Here is an 18,791-nt window from a genome sequence, read left to right on the forward strand (position 1 = left end):
TCCGCCCCGGGGCCTCAGGCGGCGCCGGGGTCCTGCTCGTCGGGGGGCGCGGCGTCGAGCTCGGCGAGGTGCCGCAGCCACAGCAGGCCCAGGACAGGCAGCACCAGCGGGATGAACCCGTAGCCCTGGCCGTACACCGACCACACCGTGGCGTCCGGGAACGCCTGCCGGTCCAGCAGGGACAGCGTGCCCACCACGAGGACCCCGACCAGTTCGACCAGGACGGCGACCACGGCGGTGCGTCGGCCGCCCCGGCCACCGCGGGCCAGCCCGATCGTGGCGACCAGGTAGACGACCGCGGAGAACGCCGACAGCAGGTAGGCCACCGGGGCCTCGTCGAACTGGGTGGCCAGCTGGACGGCGGCCCGGGCGCCCGCGGCCAGGGCGAAGGTGCCGTAGAGGGCGACCAGGACCCGGCCGGGGCCCCGCGAGCCGTGGTCGGTCGGCCCGTCGGAGCCGGCCGCCGGGGCGCCCAGGCGGTCAGCCACCGGTGGCCTCCCACAGCTGGAGCAGCCGCCACACCATGACGGCGACGACGAGACCGGCCACCGCGATCACGGACCCGGCCCACCGCGTGGGCTCGGTGCGCGACCAGAGCACCCCGGCGACCGGCACCAGCACCACGCTGACCAGGTAGGCCAGGAAGGTCGCCGTCTCCGGGGGGCGTTCCCCGCCGACGAGGGCGACGACGACCAGCACCAGCTGCACGACCAGGATCAGCTCCAGCACCCCGGCGACGACCAGGTGGGCCTGCCCGGTGCGGCGACGGAGGACCGTGGACAGCACACCGAGGGCGACCAGCACCAGGGCCACCGCGGAGGCCGCGACCACCAGGGGGGTGCTCACACGGGGTCCAGCGGTCCGGTCACGGGCACCATCCTCCCAGTCCGACGTCCGCCGGGCCCTACTGGCGGGTAGGGCACGATCGGGTCTCGTAGCCCCGGTGGGGTCTCCCCAGGAGCCCGGTGGTGGGACAGACTCGGGGCATGACCGTCCGCGATCTGGTGAGCGACCTCTTCGCCGAGCACCTGGACCGGCTGACGGCCCACCCCGTCCGGCTGCAGACCCTGGTCGCGCTGCTGGAGGACCTCGAGATCGCCGAGCCGACCACCCGGGTGGCGATGGCCGGGCTGCGCCGCGAGGGTCTGTTCACCGCCAGCCGCAGCGGCCGGGAGACCCTCTACACCCCGACCGACCGGTTGCGCGCGGTCCGCGAACGTCGCCAGGAGCGCCTGGACCAGCGGCTGCTGCCCTGGGACGGCCGCTGGCGGATGGTCATCTACACCGTCCCGGAGACCGACCGCGCCACCCGGGAGCGGGTCCGCCGCACTCTGGGCCGGCACGGCTTCGGGATGCTGGCCCCGGCGACCTGGATCTCCCCCCAGGAGGCCGCGCTGGACGAGGTGCGCGCCGAGCTCGCCACCGAGCCGATCGCCCGGCTTGACGTGCTGCGGGCCACGATGGCCGACGCCGACATGCCCTCCACCGACTTCGAGCTCGCGCACCGCTGCTGGGACCTCGAGGCCCTGGCCGCCGGGTGGCGGGAGCTGACCGCCTCGTTCCGCGGTCAGCTGGCCGCCCCCTGCCCCAGCGGCGCGGAGGCGCTGCGGGCCCACCTGCGCTCGCTGCGCGCGTTCCGGGCGATGGTGGGGAGCGACCCGTTCCTGCCCCCGGAGCTCAAGGCCACCGACTGGCCCGGGCAGGACGCCTGCGACACCTGGACCGAGCTGAGCGCCCGGCTGGCCGACCCGGCCCGCGAGCACGTGGGAGCCCGGCTGGCCGAGGACGTCGGCGAGGTCGTCGCCCCCCGGGCCCAGCAGGACTCCCCGTCGCTCATCTGATGCCGTTCTCCTGAGGTGCTGCCCGGTGCGGGTCGCTCAGACGTGCACCGAGGACATGTCCGGGTAGCGGTCGCCGGCGGCCGCGCCCACCGGGGCGGCCTCGTCGAGGGCCCGCAGGTCGTCGGCGCTGAGGACGACGTCGGCCGCGGCCGCGTTCTCCTCCAGGTAGGACACCCGCTTCGTGCCCGGGATCGGCACGATCGTGGGCAGCCCCTCGGCGCCCGAGCGGGCCATCACCCAGGCCAGTGCGAGCTGGGTCGCGGTGACGCCCTTGCCCTCGGCCAGCTCGCGCACCCGGTCGACCAGCCGCAGGTTCTGCTGGAACGCCTCCCCCTGGAACCGCGGGTTGACCCGGCGGAAGTCGCCCTCCTCCAGGTCGTCCACGCTGCGGATCTGCCCGGACAGGAAGCCGCGGCCGATGGGTGAGTAGGCGACGAACCCGATGCCGAGCTCGGCGCAGGCGGCGAACACCCCGTCGGTCTCGGGGTCCCGGGTCCACAGCGAGTACTCGGTCTGCACGGCGGTCACCGGCTGCACGGCGTGCGCCCGGCGGATGGTGTCGGGAGCGGCCTCGGAGATGCCGGCGTGCCGGATCTTGCCGGCCTGGACCAGCTCGGCCAGGGCGCCCCAGGTGTCCTCGATCGGCACGGAGGGGTCGACCCGGTGCTGGTAGTAGAGGTCGATGACGTCGACGCCCAGCCGCTGCAGCGAGGCGTCGCAGGCGCTGTGCACGTACTCCGGGCGCCCGTTGATGCCGACGCGGGAGCCGTCCGGGTTGCGCTCGTTGCCGAACTTGGTGGCCAGCACGACCTCGTCGCGCCGGCCGGCGATCGCGGCCCCGACCAGCTGCTCGTTGGTGAACGGGCCGTACATGTCGGCGGTGTCGAGGAAGGTGACGCCCAGGTCGAGGGCGCGGTGGATGGTCCGCTCGGCCTCCGCCTGGTCCCCGGTGCCGTAGAACTCGCTCATCCCCATGCAGCCCAGGCCCTGGGCGGCGACGGTCAGGTCGTTCAGCGTGCGTGTGTCCATGCCCGTCGTCCTGCCCGCTCGGTGTGCCGTGCAACCACCGGAACGGGAACGGTCGTTCGCGCCGGTAACGGGTCCGGGCACCCCTCGTTGGTCCGGGCACAGCGCACGCACAGCTGACCGACCCGAGCGCGACACCGACGTCGCGCCGCACCGTCGAGGAGTCCCGTGACCGCCGTCCGCAGAACCGTCGCCCTGGTGGGGGGTGCCGCCCTGGTGGCCGGTGCGCTCGTCACCGGCGCCCCCGCCAGCGCAGCCCCCGCCGCTCCACCCGCCCCGGTCCAGGAGTTCCTGGCCGACCAGCTCGACGTCCTCGCCGCCGCCAGCCCCACGACCGTGCTGGTGCACGGCACCGACGTCGCGGCCGCCCGTGCGGCAGTCGCCGCGACGGGGATGACCGCGGTCACCGAGTTCGAGCGCATCGGCGTCGTCGTCGCCTCGGGCACCGGAGCCCAGGTGCAGGCCGCGCGTCGGGAGCCCGGGGTGGTCTACCTGGAGGGCAACAGCCCGATCACCTTCTCCGACCAGACCTCGAACACCGCGACCCGCGGGGCCGAGGCGGTCGCCACCCTCACCGGCGCCGACGGGTCGCCGCTGGACGGCAGCGGGGTCTCGGTGGCCGTCATCGACTCCGGGGTCGACCCGACCCACCCGTACCTGCAGGACCCCGACGGCGGCAGTGCGGTCGTGGCGAACCTCAAGAGCGTCTGTCTGGTCGAGAGCACCCCGACCCCGGACTGCGTGCTGCCGGTCCCCGGCTTCCTGGACACCGACACGCTGTCCGGTGGTGGGCACGGCACCCACGTCAGCGGCATCGTGGCCGGCCGGCCCACCACGCTCACCGACGGCGACCAGCTGCAGGGTGCCGCCCCCGGCGCCTCCCTCGTCTCCATCTCCACCGGCGCGGTGCTGCTCATCGTCGGCGCCGACTCGGCGCTGAACTGGGTGCTGGAGAACCACGAGGCGCCCTGCGGTGCCTGGGTGCCGGCCGACGTCTGCCCGCCGATCAAGGTCACCAACAACTCCTACGGGCCCACCGGGGGCGGCGAGTTCGACCCGGACAGCGCGACCGTGAAGCTGCAGCGGGCGCTGGCCGCCGAGGGCGTCGTCACCGTCTGGGCGGCCGGCAACGACGGCGGGGACGGGTCGGCGTCGTTGACCAACCCGCCCGGGCAGGACCCCACCGGCGGCGTCCTCTCCGTCGCGTCCTACTACGACCAGGCCACCGGGACCCCGGACGGCACCGTGAGCACCTTCTCCTCGCGCGGGCTGTCCACCGACCCCTCGACCTGGCCCGACGTGTCCGCGCCGGGTGAGGACATCGCGTCGTCCTGCCGGCCGTACCTGCCGATCTGCGCGACCGGTCTGATGCCGCAGAACGGCCCCGGCCTGCTCGACGTGGGCACCGTGAACACGATCAGCGGGACGTCGATGGCCGCCCCGCACGTGGCCGGGATCGTGGCCCAGCTCTTCCAGGCCGACCCGACCGCCACCCCGGCCGAGGTGGAGGCGGCCATCGTCGGCTCGGCGCACCGCTACACCGACGGTGCGGCGTACGCGACGGTCGACGGCCGGACGACGTCCTACGACAAGGGCGCCGGCCTGGTCGACGTCGTGGCCGCGGTGGCCGCCCTGCGGGCCGGCTGACCTCCCCGGGTTCCCCGGGGGACCGAACCGGTCCGGGGGCTGGATGCGAAGGTGGGGCATGAAGCGCGGAGACGTGGCCCCCGATTTCGAGCTCCCGGACCAGGACGGCACGCCCCGGCGGCTGTCCACGATGCTGCAGGACGGTCCGGTGGTGCTGTTCTTCTACCCGCTGGCCTCCTCCGGCGGGTGCACCACCGAGATGTGCTCCGTCCGCGACGAGCAGGCCCGGTTCGCCGCCGTCGGCGCGCAGCGGGTGGGCATCAGCCGGGACTCGGTGCAGAAGCAGAAGGCGTTCGCCGAGGGCAACGGGTTCGACTACCCGCTGCTGGCCGATGTCGACGGCGGGGTCTGCGAGGCCTACGGCACCAAGCGCAACATGAACGCCGCGCCGGTGAAGCGGCACACCTACGTGATCGGCACCGACGGCCTGGTCAAGGACGTCATCAAGAGCGAGTTCCGCTTCGCCAAGCACGCGGACAAGGCGCTGGCGGCGCTGTCGCCCTCCTGAGTCAGCCGGCCAGCTCGGCGCGGATCTCCGCGTCGTGCTGGCCGACGGCCGGCACGGAGCCGACCGCGCCCGGGGTGACCGAGAACCGGGGGGCGACGGCGGGCTGGTGCACGCCGTCCACCTCGACGAACACCCCGCGCTCGGTGTTGTGCTGGTCCTGCACCGCCTCCAGCAGCGACCACACCGGGGCGACGCAGGCGTCGGTCCCGGCGAAGACCTGCCACCACTCGTCCCGGGTGCGGCTGCCGATCACCTCGGCGAACCGGTCGCGCAGCTGCGGCCAGGCGCGCACGTCGGACCGGTCGGGCAGCGAGGCGTCCCCGGCCAGGCCGAGACCCGTGAGCAGCGCCGCGTAGAACTGCTCCTCCAGAGCACCGACGGCGAGGAACGTCCCGTCCGCACACCGGTAGACGTCGTAGAACGGCGCGCCGGTGTCGAGCAGGTTCCCCCCGCGCACGTCGCGCCAGGTGCCCTGGTCGAGCATCCCGTGGATCATCGTGGTGAGCACCGCGGTGCCGTCCACGATGGCGGCGTCGACCACCTGGCCCTGCCCCGTCGTCCGGGCGTGCAGCAGGGCGGCGACCGCGCCCAGGGCGAGGAACACCCCGCCGCCGCCGAAGTCGCCGAGCAGGTTCAGCGGCGGTGCCGGGCGCTCGTCGGGTCGACCGGTGGCCCCCAGCGCCCCGGTCAGCGCGACGTACCCGATGTCGTGCCCGGCCGAGTGCGCCAGCAGCCCGGTCTGCCCCCAGCCGGTCATCCGGCCGTAGACCAGCGCCGGGTTGAGCTCCAGCGCCTGCTCCGGGCCCAGCCCCAGGCGCTCCATCACCCCGGGTCGGAAGCCCTCCAGCAGCACGTCGGCCCGCCCGACCAGCGCCCGGACGACGGCGAGGTCCTCGGCGTCCTTGAGGTCCAGCGCGATCGACCGCTTGCCGCGGTCGAGCAGCGAGGTCCCGCCCAGTGCGCCGATCAGCCCGGTACCGGCGCTGCGCCGGTCGATCCGGACGACGTCGGCGCCCAGGTCGGCCAGCAGCATCCCGCAGAACGGGCCCGGGCCCAGGCCGGCGAACTCCACGACGCGCACACCCTGCAGCGGTCCGGCCACGGTGCCCCACTCTCCTCAGGTCGTGGTGGCATGCTCCCGCACCGTGCGTCCCTACGTCGTGGTGGCGGTCGGCGGCGCCCTGGGGGCCCTGGCCCGGTACGGCGTCCAGCTCGGCCTCCCGCACTCCCCCGGCGCCTGGCCGTGGGCGACCGTGGCCGTGAACCTCACCGGCTGCCTGCTCATCGGCCTGCTGCTCGCCGTGCTGCTGGCCCGGGCGCCGGACCACCCGTGGCTGCGGCCGTTCCTGGCCACCGGGGTGCTCGGGGGCTACACCACCTTCTCCACGTTCTCCGTCGACGCCGTCCAGCTCGCCGAGGCCGGCCGGTGGCCCATGGCGGTCGTGTACCTGCTGGTCAGCGTGGTGGGCGGGCTGGCCGCCGTCGTCCTCGGGCTGGGCGTGGGCCGGCGGGTGGCCCGGTGACCGTGCTGTGGGTGGCGCTCGGCGCGCTGGTCGGGGCGCCGCTGCGGTTCGCCGCCGACCGGGCGGCGGTGCGGTGGCGGGGCCGGGGCAGCGTGCTCGGGATCCTGGTGGTCAACGTGCTCGGCAGCCTGGTGCTGGGCGTCGTCCTCGGGCTGCGCGACCTCTCCCCCGCGGTCGTCGCCCTGGTGGGCACCGGCTTCTGCGGCACGCTGACCACGTTCTCCACCTTCGGCTTCGACGTGGTCCGGCTGGTCGAGGAACGGGCGGTGGGCCGGGCGCTGGCCTACGTGGCCGGGTCGTTGCTGCTGGGCGTCGGGGCGGCGGCGGTCGGGTACCTCGCCGTCCGATGACCTGCGACGGCCGCCGGGCCTCAGTAGGGTCGGGCCAGCATGGTTGATGAGACGCAGTCAGACAGTCCCGTGGTCGTGGTCGCCAACCGACTCCCGGTGGACCAGGTCGTCGCCGCCGACGGCACGGTCAGCTGGACCCGCAGTCCCGGTGGCCTGGTCACCGCCCTGGAGCCCTTCGTGGCCGGCCGCGGCGGTGCCTGGGTGGGCTGGTCGGGCTCGGCCGGGGAGGCCCCGGAGCCCTTCGAGTCCGGCGGCATGCACCTGGTCCCGGTCGCCCTGAGCGAGGACGACGTCGACCAGTACTACGAGGGGTTCTCCAACGCCTCGCTCTGGCCGCTCTACCACGACGTGGTCGAGAAGCCCGAGTACCACCGCACCTGGTGGAACAGCTACGTGCAGGTCAACCGCCGGTTCGCCGAGAAGGCCGCCGAGGTCGCCGCAGAGGGCGCGATCGTCTGGGTGCACGACTACCAGCTGCAGCTGGTGCCGGCGATGCTCCGCCAGCTGCGCCCGGACCTGACCATCGGGTTCTTCCTGCACATCCCGTTCCCGCCCTACGAGCTGTTCACCCAGCTGCCGTGGCGCAACGCCGTGGTCGAGGGCCTGCTGGGGGCCGACCTCATCGGCTTCCAGATGCCGGCCGCGGCGACGAACTTCGTCCAGCTGGCCAAGCGCCTGCACGAGCTGCCCACCAAGGGCGGGACGATCGAGTACGAGGGCCGCACGGTCACCGTCAAGGCGTTCCCGATCTCGATCGACGTCTCGGTGTTCGACGAGCTGGCCCGGTCCCCGGAGGTGCTCGAGCGGGCCGCGGAGATCCGCCGCGAGCTGGGCAACCCCGACAAGGTGGTGCTCGGGGTCGACCGGCTGGACTACACCAAGGGCATCGGCGTCCGGCTCGAGGTCTTCCTGGAGCTGCTGGAGGACGAGCTGATCGAGGCGCCGTCCACGGTGTTCATGCAGGTGGCGACACCCAGCCGTGAGCGGGTCGAGCACTACGTGACCATGCGCGAGACGATCGAGCAGCAGGTCGGGCACATCAACGGGGTCTTCGGCTCGACCACCGGTCCGGCGGTGCACTACTTCAACCAGTCGATGCCGCGCGAGGAGCTCGCCGCCCTCTACCGGGCCGCCGACGTCATGCTCGTGACGCCCTACCGGGACGGCATGAACCTGGTGGCCAAGGAGTACGTCGCCGCGCGCAGCGACAACGGCGGCACGCTGGTGCTCAGCGAGTTCGCCGGTGCCGCGGCCGAGCTCAAGCAGGCCTACCTGGTCAACCCGCACGACAAGGACGGCGTCAAGAAGCAGCTGATGCGCGCGCTGCGGGCCGACCCGGCGGAGTCGGCGAAGGCGATGAAGGCGATGCGCCGCTACCTGCGGGGTCACGACCTCGACCACTGGGCCGGGTCGTTCTTCGACGCCCTGGAGGCCCAGTCGTGAGCGGGTTGGACCTGACGCTGGAGGACGCGCTGGACGCCCTCGCGCTGCGCCGTCCGCTGCTGCTGGCCACCGACTACGACGGCGTGCTGTCCGCGCTGGCCGACGTCCCCTCCGAGGCCGGGCCGCAGCCGTGGGCGGCGGACCTGCTGACCCGCCTCGCCGCGGCTCCTGACGTCACCGTCGCCCTGGTCAGCGGTCGGGGCGTGGCCGACCTGCAGGCCACCAGCGGTTTGACCGGCCCCTACCGCTGGGTCGGCAGCCACGGGGCGGAGTTCGACGGCGGGCCGGACCCCGAGCTGCTGGCCCACCGCGACACCCTGGTCGCCGCGCTCGAGCCGCTGGTGGACGCCGTCCCCGGTGCCCGGCTGGAGGTCAAGCCGGCCGCGGTCGCCGTGCACGTGCGCACCGCGACCGACCGGGACGCCGCCGCCGGCCTGCTGGCCGCCGCCGACGCCGCCGCGGACACCGGTATCACCCGCAAGCCGGGCAAGGACGTGCTGGAGCTGGCCCTCACCGACGCCGACAAGGGGACCGCGGTCCTCCGGCTGCGCCGCGAGCTCGGCGCCGACGGGGCGCTGTACCTGGGCGACGACACCACCGACGAGGACGCGTTCACCGCCCTCGGCCGGGAGGACGTGACCGTGAAGGTCGGCCCCGGCGAGACCGCCGCCGCGCACCGGGTGCCCGACCTGGACGGCGTCCGCGCCCTGCTCGAGCGCCTGGCCACGGCCCTGCACGTCTGACGTCCCCGGAAACCGCGGTTTCTGGGACGTGCGCGGGTTGTGTAACCAAGGGACAGCCCCGGACCTGTGACGTGGGTCGCCGCGGGCCCTAGCGTCCCGTCACGTGATCGCCGTCTCCCCAGCGTCGGGGGTGCACCTCCCGTGCAGCTGACCCGCAGAGGTTTCCTGGCCGGAGCGCTCGCGCTGCCGGCCCTGTCCGCGTTGTCGGCCTGTGCCGGCACCGTCGTCTCCCCGGGCGACCTGTCCCGCCTGCGCATGATGGTCCCGGCCAGCCCGGGCGGCGGGTGGGACACCACCGCCCGCACGCTCCAGCGCGTGATCCAGCAGACCGGGGTCGCCCGCAACGTCCAGGTGTTCAACGTCGAGGGGGCCGGCGGCACGATCGGCCTGGGCCAGCTGTCCCGTGAGGACGACGACGCCCTGCTGATGATGATGGGCCTGGTCATGGTCGGGGCCATCGACACCAACGACTCGAGCACCCGGCTCACCGACGTCACCCCGATCGCCCAGCTGATCGCCGAGACCGAGCTGATCGTCGTCCCGGCCGAGTCGCCCTACGAGACGCTCGAGGACTTCGTCCAGGGCTGGGCCGCCGACCCGCGCGGCACCCCGATCGCCGGCGGCTCGGCCGGCGGCACCGACCAGATCCTGGCCGGGCTGCTCGCCCAGGCGGTCGGCATCGACCCGATCGAGGTCAACTACATCGCCTACTCCGGCGGTGGTGAGTCCCTCGCCGCGCTGCTGGGCAACCAGGTCGCCGCCGGCATCTCCGGCACCGCCGACTACGGCCCCCAGGTGCAGAGCGGCGACCTGCGCGGCATCGCCGTCTCCACCGCGGACCGGTCCACCCAGGTGCCCGACGTGCCCACGATCCTCGAGAGCGGCTACGACGTCGAGGTCACCAACTGGCGCGGCCTGATGGCCCGCCCGGGGATGAGCGCCGGCGCCCGCGAGGACCTCATCGGCCTGGTCACCGAGGCGCACGACACCGACGAGTGGCAGGAAGCGCTGGACACCAACGGCTGGCTGGACACCTTCATGACCGGAGACGAGTACGGCGAGTTCCTCGCCGAGGAGGAGACCCGCGTGCGCCAGGTCCTGACCGAGATCGGGTTGATCCAGTGAGCGCCAGCGAGATGGGCCATCAGACGCAGCCAGTGAGCACCCGAGCGGACGACGTCCGCCCCGTGACCGAGCCGACCACCACCAAGCGCAACAAGGGCGAGCTGGTGCTCGCCGTCCTGCTGGCCGCCCTGGGCGTCTACCTGCTGGTCGACGCCGGCGCGATCGCCGTGCCCGGCTCGACGAACACCCTGGGCCCGCGGTTCTTCCCCTACCTCGTCGGCGGGCTGACCGTCGTCACGGGTGCGTTCCTGGCGCTGCGGGTGCTCCGCGGTGACCGGGCGCCCTCCGACGACAGCGAGGACGTCGACCCCGACGCCCCGACCGACTGGCGCGCCGTCGCCGTCATCGCCGTCGCCTTCCTGGCGCACGCGCTGCTGATCAACGTCATCGGCTGGCCGCTGGCCGTGGCGCTGATGTTCGCCGCCGTGGCCTGGGCGCTGGGTGCGGTCGGCATCGTCCGGCCCTTCCTCATCGGCCTGGCCGTGGGCTGCATCGCCTGGATCGTGTTCGTGAAGGCCCTCAACGTGGCGCTGCCCGGCGGCACGGTCCTCGAGTTCGTGACGAGCTGGTTCTGATGGGCATCGACGCACTGCTCGGCGGGTTCGCCGACGCCATCACCCCGGTCAACCTGCTGTTCGCGCTGCTCGGCGTGGTCCTCGGCACCGCCGTGGGCGTGCTGCCGGGCATCGGCCCGGCCATGACGGTGGCCCTGCTGCTGCCGGCCACCTACGTGCTCGAGCCCACCGCGGCGCTGATCATGTTCGCCGGCATCTACTACGGCGGCATGTACGGCGGGTCGACGACGTCGATCCTGCTGAACACCCCCGGTGAGTCCAGCTCGATCATGACCGCGCTCGAGGGCAACAAGATGGCCAAGGCCGGCCGGGGCTCCGCCGCGCTGGCCACCGCCGCCATCGGCTCCTTCGTCGCCGGCACCATCGCCACCCTGCTGCTCGCGCTGGTCGCCCCCACCGTGGTGGACCTGGCCATCGGGATCACCGCGGCGGACTACTTCGCCCTCGCGGTCATCGCGTTCGTCGCCGTCGCCACCGTGCTCGGGTCCTCCCCGCTCCGCGGGCTGGCCTCGCTGTGCCTGGGTCTGTACCTGGGCCTGGTCGGCACCGACGTGATCACCGGCCAGGAGCGGTTCACCCTGGGCATCCCGCAGCTCTCCGACGGGATCGACGTCGTCGTGGTCGCCGTGGCGCTGTTCGCGGTCGGGGAGTCCCTCTTCGTGGCCAGCCGGCTGCGCAAGGGCGCGGTCCAGGTCATCGACCACAAGGGCAGCTGGATGACCAAGGAGGACTTCCGGCGCTCCTGGAAGCCCTGGCTGCGCGGCACGGCGTTCGGCTTCCCGTTCGGTGCGCTGCCCGCCGGTGGCGCGGAGATCCCGACGTTCCTCTCCTACGCCACCGAGCGGAAGCTCACCAAGCACCCCGAGGACTTCGGCAAGGGCGCGATCGAGGGCGTCGCCGGACCGGAGGCGGCCAACAACGCCGCAGCCGCCGGTGTCCTGGTGCCGCTGCTGACCCTGGGCCTGCCCACCTCGGCGACCGCGGCGATCATCCTGGCGGCGTTCCAGGGCTACGGCATCCAGCCCGGCCCGACGCTGCTGACCACCGAGGGCCCGCTCGTCTGGGCGCTCATCGCCTCGCTGTTCATCGGCAACGTCATGCTGCTGGTGCTGAACCTGCCGCTGGTCGGCGTCTGGGTGAAGCTGCTCAAGATCCCCAGGCCCTACCTGTACGCCGGCATCCTGGTCTTCGCCTCGCTCGGCTCGTTCGCGGTCAACGCCGACCCGCTGGACCTGGTCATCCTCATGGTCCTGGGTCTGCTCGGGTTCGTGATGCGCCGCTACGGCTGGCCGGTCGCCCCCGCGGTGATCGGGCTGATCCTCGGCCCGATCGCGGAGAACAACCTGCGCCGCGCGCTGGCGATCAGCGACGGCGACCTGTCCGCGCTGACCGACACCTGGTTCAGCCGGATCGTGCTGCTGCTCGCACTCGTCGCCCTGGTCGGGCCGTTCGTGCTGCGGCTGGTGAAGGGCCGGCGGGCCACGCCGGAGGAGGTCCAGCGGGACGGGCAGCTGGAGCACCGGGACGACGAGAGCGTCGTCACGTCGGGCAGGGACCAGTGATGGGAGAGGATCGTCGGATGGCCGTCGTCGTCGTGGGGTACGTCCCCAACACCCGCGGGCGCTTCGCGCTCGACCACGCCCTCGCGGAGGCCCGTCGTCGCGACGCGCTGCTCGTGGTGGTCAACAGCTCCCGCGGGGACGCCCTGGTGGACTCGGACTTCCTGCAGGGCGACGCGCTGCGCGCCCTGCACGACGAGCTCACCGCCTCGGGGGTGCGCGCCGAGGTGCGCCAGCCGGTGCGCGGCCGGGACGTCTCCGAGGAGCTGGCCGACGTGGTCCGCGAGACCGACGCCGAGCTGCTGGTCATCGGGCTCAAGAAGCGCTCGGCGGTGGGCAAGCTGCTGATGGGCTCGGCCGCCCAGCGCATCCTGCTCGACGTCGAGTGCCCGATCCTCGGGGTGAAGAGCTCACCGCACGAAGCCTGACCCGCAGCACCGCACCACCGGACGCCCACCGCCCCGGACCCGTCGAGATGTCGACCGGTCCGGGGCGGTGACCGTTGTGCCGTGCACCGGTTCGGACACGACCGACCCCTCGGCGCGAGGCCGGGGCGGGTGGGGCCGAAGTGACGGGTGTGACCGGCCACACCGCCGGCCCGTCGTCGTCCAGGAGTCCCCGTGCGCTGGTTCACCGATCGATCCGTCTCCGTCAAGACCGGTGCCATCGTCGCCGTGGTCTGTCTGCTCAGCGGCGTGCTGATGGCCGTGGCCGCGCTGCGCTCCCAGGAGCTGCGCGCCGAGGCCGACGACCTCTACACCGGACACGTGGTCGGCCTGGACGCCCTCGGGGAGATCCAGCGCAGCTACCAGGGCGACCGCGCCCGCTACATCACCTACGGCCTGGCCGACGCCGAGACCCGCGCCGCGCTGGCCACCGAGCTCGCCGAGCGGCAGACCACCCTGCAGGACCAGCTGGCCGGCTACGCCCCGCTGGCCATCGACCCGGCTGCCTGGGAGCAGTTCCGCGCCGACCTCGCCGCCTACTACGCCGTCGTGGACGACGAGCTGGTGCCCGCCGCCGACCGGGGTGACACCGCCGCGGTCGCCGCGCTGGTCACCGGCCCGGTGCAGGCCGCCACCGACGCGGTCATGGACGACTTCTCGGCCGAGCAGACCCGCTCCAGCGAGGAGGCGGCGGGTCAGATCGTCGGCGCCGACGCGGCCGCCTCGCGGACGCTGTGGGTGCTCGGGCTCGGGCTGCTGGCCGTCGTGGTGATCGGCAGTGCCCTGGCCTGGGTCGTCGTCCGCGGCATCCGCCGGTCGGTCGCCTCGGTGCACCGGTCGCTGACCGCGCTGGAGTCCGGCGACCTGACCGTCGTCCCCGAGGTGCACTCGGCCGACGAGCTGGGCCAGATGGCCCGGGCGCTGACCAGCGCCCAGGTGCGGCTGCGTGAGCTGATGGCCGCCGTCGTGGGCTCGGCCGATGCGGTCGCGGCGTCCAGCGAGGAGCTGTCGGCGTCCTCGGCGCAGATCTCGGCCGCCGCGCAGCAGACCTCCACGCAGTCCGGGCAGGTGTCGCGGTCGGCCGACGAGGTGTCCCGCAACGTGGCCACGGTGGCCGCGGGGGCCGAGCAGATGAGCGCGTCGATCCGGGAGATCGCGCAGAGCGCCAACGAGGCCGTGCGGGTCGCCACCACCGCGGTGGGCGAGGCCGAGACCACCAACGCCACGGTCACCCAGCTCGGCGTCTCCTCCAAGGAGATCGGCGACGTCGTCAAGGTCATCACGTCCATCGCCGAGCAGACCAACCTGCTGGCGCTGAACGCCACCATCGAGGCGGCGCGGGCCGGGGAGGCCGGCAAGGGCTTCGCCGTCGTGGCCAACGAGGTGAAGGAGCTGGCGCAGGAGACGGCCCGGGCGACCGAGGACATCGCCCGCCGCGTCGAGGCCATCCAGGGCGACTCGGTGGCCGCGGTCGCCGCCATCGGCCGGATCTCGGTGACCATCGGGACGATCAACGACCACCAGCTGACCATCGCCAGCGCGGTCGAGGAGCAGACGGCCACGACGAACGAGATGTCCCGCTCGGTCACCGAGGCAGCCGGGGGCACCACCGAGATCGCCGGCACGATCACCGGGGTCAGCGACGCCGCCGGGGCGACCACCCAGGCGCTGGGTCAGACCCAGGTCGCCGTGGACGAGCTGGCCCGGATGGCCGGCGAGCTGCGGACGACGGTGGGTCGGTTCCGTTACTGAAGCTGGAAGGACCGGCGGGAGAGGCCCATCATCCAGCCGTCGATGGTGGTGGTGACCGGGCGCTCGGGCTGGTCGGCGGCGCCGAGGGTGACGAACAGCGGCGTGAAGTGCTCCACCGTCGGGTGGGCGTAGGGCAGGCCCGGGGCGCGGTGGGCGTAGTCGGCGAGGGCGTCGACGTCGCCCCGGTCCAGGGCGTCGGCGGCCCAGGCGTCGAAGTCCGCCGACCAGCTCGGCACCTGGCCGCTGGTCACCGACTCGCGGGTGAGGAACGGCAGGCCGTGGGTCATGAAGCCCGAGCCGATCACCAGCGTGCCCTCCTCGCGCAGCTCGCGGACCCGGCGGCCCAGGTCCATCAGCCGCTCGGGGTCGTGGGTGGGCAGGCTCATCTGCAGCACCGGGACGTCGCCCAGGGGGTACATGACCTTCAGCGGCACCCAGGCGCCGTGGTCCAGGCCGCGGTTGCTGTGCTCGTGGACCGGCTCGGAGTCCGGCATGGCGGCGGCGACCCGGCGGGCGAGGTCGGAGGCGTCCGGGGTCTCGTAGGTCATCTCGTAGTAGCGCCGGGCGAAGCCGCCGAAGTCGTAGACCAGCGGCGTGTGCGCGGCCGACCCGGACAGCGACAGCGGCGCGGACTCCCAGTGCGCGCTGACGATCAGCACGTCCTTGGGCTTGGGCATCGACAGCGCCCAGGTGTGCAGGTCGCGCATCCACGGGCCGTCGTCGAACAGCGGGGGCGCGCCGTGGCTGAGGTACAGGCTCGGCAGGGCCCCGTCCTCGGCGGTCCAGCTGCGCTGTTCGCGCGCGGCGGGGAGTGCGTCGACGAGGAAGTCGTCGAAGGCACCGGCGGGCACCTGCGGGTCGAAGATCGAGGCCATGGCACGACCGTAGGCCCAGGTGTATGAAACGTCAACAAAACAGGGCCGGACTCAACTCCGCCCGCGCCCGGTCGAGGGTGTTCCACGTGCAACAGCAGCGGACGGGACGACGACGGTGGGTGCGGGCGCTGGCGCTGGCGGTGGTGGGCGCGGCGGTGCTGACGACGGCCGGGGTGCCGGCGACGCCGGTGCCCACGCCGGTCCTCCGGCTGGCGAGCACCGAGGACCCCGTGCCCCCGACCGGCATCACGGTCACCGGTCAGGACGCCGCCCTGCTGGTCCGGTGGACGGCGTCCGGGGAGACCGGGACCAACGGCTACCGGGTGGTGGTCGGCGGCGTCGACCGCGGCACCACCACCGCGACCAGCCTCACGGTGACCGGCCTGGTCAACGGCACGGACTACGCCGTCACCGTGGCCACCCGCACCCGTGGGGGCTTCTTCGGCCTGACCCAGTACGAGGGCCGCCCGAGCGCCCCGGTGAGCGGGTACCCCCGCGACGGCGTGGCCCCGGCTGCACCCACCGGCGTCACGGCGGTCCGCGGGGAGAGGCAGGTGCAGCTCTCCTGGGCGGCGAACACCGAGCCCGACCTCGCCGGCTACCGCGTCCTGCGCGACGGGGTCGTGGTCACCGGCACGCTCACCGGCCGCGCGTTCACCGACACCGGGCTCACCAACGACGTCACCTACCGCTACACGGTGCAGGCCGTCGACGTCAGCCGGCAGTGGTCGGCGTCGTCCTCCCCCGCCGTCGCCGCCACCCCCACCGACCTCACCCCACCCGCAGCCCCGACCGGCCTCACCGCCGTGCGTGGCGACGGACGGGTGGCGCTGTCCTGGGCGGCGAACACCGAGTCCGACCTCGGCTCCTACCGGCTGCTGCGCGACGGCGTCGAGGTCGCCACGGTCACCGGCACGTCGGTCACCGACACCGGACTGACCAACGACACGACCTACCGGTACTCCCTGGTCGCGGTGGACACCCACGGCAACCGCTCGCCCGCGTCGTCCCCCGCGGTCGCCGCGACGCCCACCGACCTGACGCCGCCGGCCGTCCCCACCGGGCTGGCTGCCGCCCGCGGGGACGGCCGGGTCGACCTGTCCTGGACGCCGAACACCGAGCCCGACCTGGCCGGCTACCGGGTGTTCCGGGACGGCGCGCTGCTCACCACCGTCCCCGCCGGCACGACCACGCTGGCCGACACCGGGCTGACCAACGACACCACCTACCGGTACGCGATCGCCGCCGTCGACACCCACGGCAACGCCTCGGCGACGTCGGCACCGGCCGTGCCGGGCACCCCCACCGACCTCACCGCCCCGGCCGCGCCCACCGGGCTGGTCGCCACCCGCGGCGACGGGGAGGTCGCCCTGAGCTGGACGGCGTCCCCCGAGCCGGACGTCGCGTCGTACCGGTTGCTGCGCGACGGCGTCGTCGTCGCGACCGTCACCGGCACCTCGGTGACCGACACCGGGCTGACCAACGACACGGCCTACCGCTACACGCTGGTCGCGGTCGACGGGCACGGCAACGCCTCGCCGCCCTCTCCCCCGGTCGACGCCACCCCCACCGACCTGACCCCGCCGCCGGCCCCCACCGACGTGGCCGCGACCGCGGGCGAGCGCTCGGCCACGGTCACCTGGGCACCCTCGGCCGCCGGGGACGTCGTGGCGCACCGGGTGCTGCGCGACGGCGTCGTCGTCGCCACCTCGACCGGGTCGTCGGCGACGGTCACCGGCCTCGAGCCTGCGCCGGTGTCGTTCACCGTGGTCGCCGTCGACGGGCACGGCAACGTCTCCCCGGTGTCCGCGACGGTCACCGTGACGCCGGTGGACACCACCGCGCCGGCGGTCCCGACCGGGATCACCGGCCGGGCCGGGGACACCGCGGCCACCGTCGGGTGGCAGCCGGTCGCCGACACCGACGTCGCGGGCTACCGGGTGCTGCAGGACGGTGACGTCGTCGCCACGGTCACCGGCACGTCGGCGACGGTGTCCGGGCTGGTCAACGGCACGTCCTACCGCTTCACCGTGGTGGCGTTCGACGGGAGCGGCAACGCCTCGGCGGCGTCGGTCGCGGTGGTCGTCGTCCCGGCGGTGGGCACCGTGCCCGCGCTCGGCTCCGGCGAGACCGGCGGGCTCGCGGCCTCCCGGGACGGCCGGTTCGTCGTCGTCGGCACCCGGGCGCAGCTCGAGCCCGCGGACGTCAACAGCGCCTACGAGCTGTACCTGCTCGACCGCACCGCCGGCACCGCCACCCGCATCGCCCCGCTGGCCGCGGCCGCCACCGGTGCCACCGACCCGACGAACACCGCCGCCCCGGCGGTCAGCGACGACGGGCGGTACGTCGCGCTGGCCACCACCGCGGCGCTGCTGCCGGCCGACACCAACCGGCTCAGCGACGTCTACCGGCTGGACCTGGCCACCCGCACCTGGGTGCTGCTCAGCGTCCCGGCCGGGGGGCGGGTCAGCGCCACGGTGGCCGGCACCGTGCTGCAGACCGGCTCGTCGGTCCACGCGACCAGCCCGACGGTGGCGATGAGCGCCGACGGCGACCTCGTCGCGTTCTACTCCGCGCGGGCCGACCTCGGGCCGCGCGACACCAACGGCGCCGTCGACGTCTACGCCACCCGGGTGTCCACCGGCGCGGTCACCCGGGTCTCCACCACCGCGACCGGCACGGACCTGCCGCGCACCGCCACCGGCCCGGCCCTGGCGCTCACCCCGGACGGCCGGTTCGCCGTCTTCCCGGCGACCTCGTCGTCGGGCCCGCTGGTGCTCTACCGCAAGACGCTGTCGGGGGCCGGCGCGGGCGAGGCGGTCGTCGTCTCCACCGTGGTCGCCGCCGGCCGGACGACGGAGGTCGCGGTGTACCGGGACGCCGGCGACGTCGCGGTCTCCGACGACGGGCGCTACGTCGCCCTGGTGACGGCGGCGAAGCCGACCGCGCCGGGCAGCAGCTGGTCGACCGGGCTGGCCTACCGCAAGGACGTCGTCACCGGCGCGCTGGCCCCGCTGGGCAGCGGGCAGACCGCGGCCTGGGAGCACCAGGTCGGCCTGGACCCGACCGGCCGGTACGGCTTCTTCTCCACCACCGCGGCCGTCGTGCCCGGGGACGTCAACGGGCACACCGACGTCGTCCGCCGGGACCTGGAGACGGGCACGCTGACCCTGGTCACCGCCGACGCCGACGGCCGGACCACCACCGGGCCGACCGGGGCGGTGGCGCCGGCGGAGTACGGCCGGGTGCTGCCGGTCAGCGGCGACCTGGTGCTGCTGACGACGTCCCAGGCGCTGCTGCCGGCCGACACGAACCGGCTGCGCGACCTCTACGCCAAGGACCTGTCCACCGGCGCGGTCCTCTCCCCCGTGCGCTGAG

The 18,791-nt window shown here is 74.0% G+C and carries 18 protein-coding genes; 13 read left to right on the plus strand and 5 right to left on the minus strand.

Annotated features, from left to right (window positions below; genetic code table 11):
* Window positions 1–14: 14 nt before the first annotated feature.
* Together ASG36_RS09755 and ASG36_RS09760 are read right to left on the minus strand one after the other, a co-directional pair.
* Complete coding sequence (locus ASG36_RS09755) at window positions 15–488, minus strand: hypothetical protein (RefSeq protein ID WP_055763266.1); 474 nt, start codon at window positions 486–488, stop codon at window positions 15–17.
* On the minus strand, window positions 481–846 hold the full coding sequence (locus ASG36_RS09760) for a hypothetical protein (RefSeq protein ID WP_055763270.1): 366 nt from the start codon (window positions 844–846) through the stop codon (window positions 481–483). The genes ASG36_RS09755 and ASG36_RS09760 overlap by 8 nt, the downstream gene beginning before the upstream one ends.
* 140 nt (window positions 847–986) lie before the next feature.
* On the opposite strand from ASG36_RS09760, the gene ASG36_RS09765 reads away from it, so the two are divergent.
* A complete protein-coding gene (locus ASG36_RS09765; RefSeq protein WP_055763272.1) occupies window positions 987–1,841 on the plus strand; it encodes a PaaX family transcriptional regulator C-terminal domain-containing protein in 855 nt (284 codons plus the stop codon).
* 36 nt (window positions 1,842–1,877) lie between these two features.
* On the opposite strand, the gene ASG36_RS09770 is transcribed toward ASG36_RS09765, so the two are convergent.
* A complete protein-coding gene (locus tag ASG36_RS09770; protein WP_055763275.1) occupies window positions 1,878–2,870 on the minus strand; it encodes an aldo/keto reductase in 993 nt (330 codons plus the stop codon).
* 165 nt (window positions 2,871–3,035) lie between these two features.
* Between ASG36_RS09770 and ASG36_RS09775 the strand changes: the two genes are divergently transcribed.
* Window positions 3,036–4,514, plus strand: a complete 1,479-nt coding sequence (locus ASG36_RS09775) for a S8 family serine peptidase (RefSeq protein WP_055763277.1) — start codon at window positions 3,036–3,038, stop codon at window positions 4,512–4,514.
* Between the two features lie 58 nt (window positions 4,515–4,572).
* A complete protein-coding gene (locus ASG36_RS09780; protein ID WP_055763280.1) occupies window positions 4,573–5,022 on the plus strand; it encodes a peroxiredoxin in 450 nt (149 codons plus the stop codon).
* A gap of 1 nt (window position 5,023) precedes the next feature.
* Here ASG36_RS09780 and ASG36_RS09785 read toward each other — a convergent pair whose 3' ends face one another.
* Complete coding sequence (locus ASG36_RS09785; protein WP_055763283.1) at window positions 5,024–6,124, minus strand: CaiB/BaiF CoA-transferase family protein; 1,101 nt, start codon at window positions 6,122–6,124, stop codon at window positions 5,024–5,026.
* A 43-nt stretch (window positions 6,125–6,167) separates the two neighbouring features.
* Here ASG36_RS09785 and crcB point away from each other — a divergent pair, with 43 nt between their 5' ends.
* From crcB to ASG36_RS09830, 9 genes are all read left to right on the plus strand, one after another.
* Window positions 6,168–6,545 carry a fluoride efflux transporter CrcB gene (crcB, locus tag ASG36_RS09790; protein ID WP_055763286.1) on the plus strand — a complete coding sequence of 126 codons (378 nt, stop codon included), beginning with the start codon at window positions 6,168–6,170 and terminating at the stop codon, window positions 6,543–6,545.
* Window positions 6,542–6,895: a CrcB family protein gene (locus ASG36_RS09795; RefSeq protein ID WP_055763287.1), complete on the plus strand. Its 354-nt coding sequence runs from the start codon at window positions 6,542–6,544 to the stop codon at window positions 6,893–6,895. The genes crcB and ASG36_RS09795 overlap by 4 nt, the downstream gene beginning before the upstream one ends.
* A 75-nt stretch (window positions 6,896–6,970) precedes the next feature.
* Entirely contained in the window at window positions 6,971–8,338 is a 1,368-nt protein-coding gene (locus ASG36_RS09800) for a trehalose-6-phosphate synthase (RefSeq protein WP_304437791.1), read from the plus strand.
* Window positions 8,335–9,081: a trehalose-phosphatase gene (otsB, locus tag ASG36_RS09805; protein ID WP_055763294.1), complete on the plus strand. Its 747-nt coding sequence runs from the start codon at window positions 8,335–8,337 to the stop codon at window positions 9,079–9,081. The genes ASG36_RS09800 and otsB overlap by 4 nt, the downstream gene beginning before the upstream one ends.
* Window positions 9,082–9,222: 141 nt before the next feature.
* The gene (locus ASG36_RS09810; protein ID WP_082522987.1) at window positions 9,223–10,206 is read left to right on the plus strand and encodes a tripartite tricarboxylate transporter substrate binding protein; all 984 of its coding nucleotides are present in this window, start codon (window positions 9,223–9,225) and stop codon (window positions 10,204–10,206) included.
* 62 nt (window positions 10,207–10,268) lie between these two features.
* Window positions 10,269–10,781, plus strand: a complete 513-nt coding sequence (locus ASG36_RS09815; protein WP_055763297.1) for a tripartite tricarboxylate transporter TctB family protein — start codon at window positions 10,269–10,271, stop codon at window positions 10,779–10,781.
* Entirely contained in the window at window positions 10,781–12,343 is a 1,563-nt protein-coding gene (locus tag ASG36_RS09820) for a tripartite tricarboxylate transporter permease (RefSeq protein WP_055763300.1), read from the plus strand. The genes ASG36_RS09815 and ASG36_RS09820 overlap by 1 nt, the downstream gene beginning before the upstream one ends.
* A gap of 17 nt (window positions 12,344–12,360) precedes the next feature.
* On the plus strand, window positions 12,361–12,768 hold the full coding sequence (locus ASG36_RS09825) for a universal stress protein (protein WP_055763303.1): 408 nt from the start codon (window positions 12,361–12,363) through the stop codon (window positions 12,766–12,768).
* A gap of 192 nt (window positions 12,769–12,960) precedes the next feature.
* Window positions 12,961–14,538, plus strand: a complete 1,578-nt coding sequence (locus ASG36_RS09830) for a methyl-accepting chemotaxis protein (protein WP_055763306.1) — start codon at window positions 12,961–12,963, stop codon at window positions 14,536–14,538.
* On the opposite strand, the gene ASG36_RS09835 is transcribed toward ASG36_RS09830, so the two are convergent.
* Entirely contained in the window at window positions 14,532–15,413 is an 882-nt protein-coding gene (locus ASG36_RS09835; RefSeq protein ID WP_055763309.1) for a dioxygenase, read from the minus strand. The two genes, ASG36_RS09830 and ASG36_RS09835, sit on opposite strands and share 7 nt — an antisense overlap.
* A gap of 86 nt (window positions 15,414–15,499) precedes the next feature.
* Between ASG36_RS09835 and ASG36_RS09840 the strand changes: the two genes are divergently transcribed.
* Entirely contained in the window at window positions 15,500–18,790 is a 3,291-nt protein-coding gene (locus tag ASG36_RS09840) for a fibronectin type III domain-containing protein (RefSeq protein ID WP_157498751.1), read from the plus strand.
* Window position 18,791 lies beyond the last annotated feature (1 nt).

The sequence above is a fragment of the Geodermatophilus sp. Leaf369 genome (genome assembly GCF_001424455.1).
Classification (GTDB): Bacteria; Actinomycetota; Actinomycetes; order Mycobacteriales; family Geodermatophilaceae; genus Klenkia.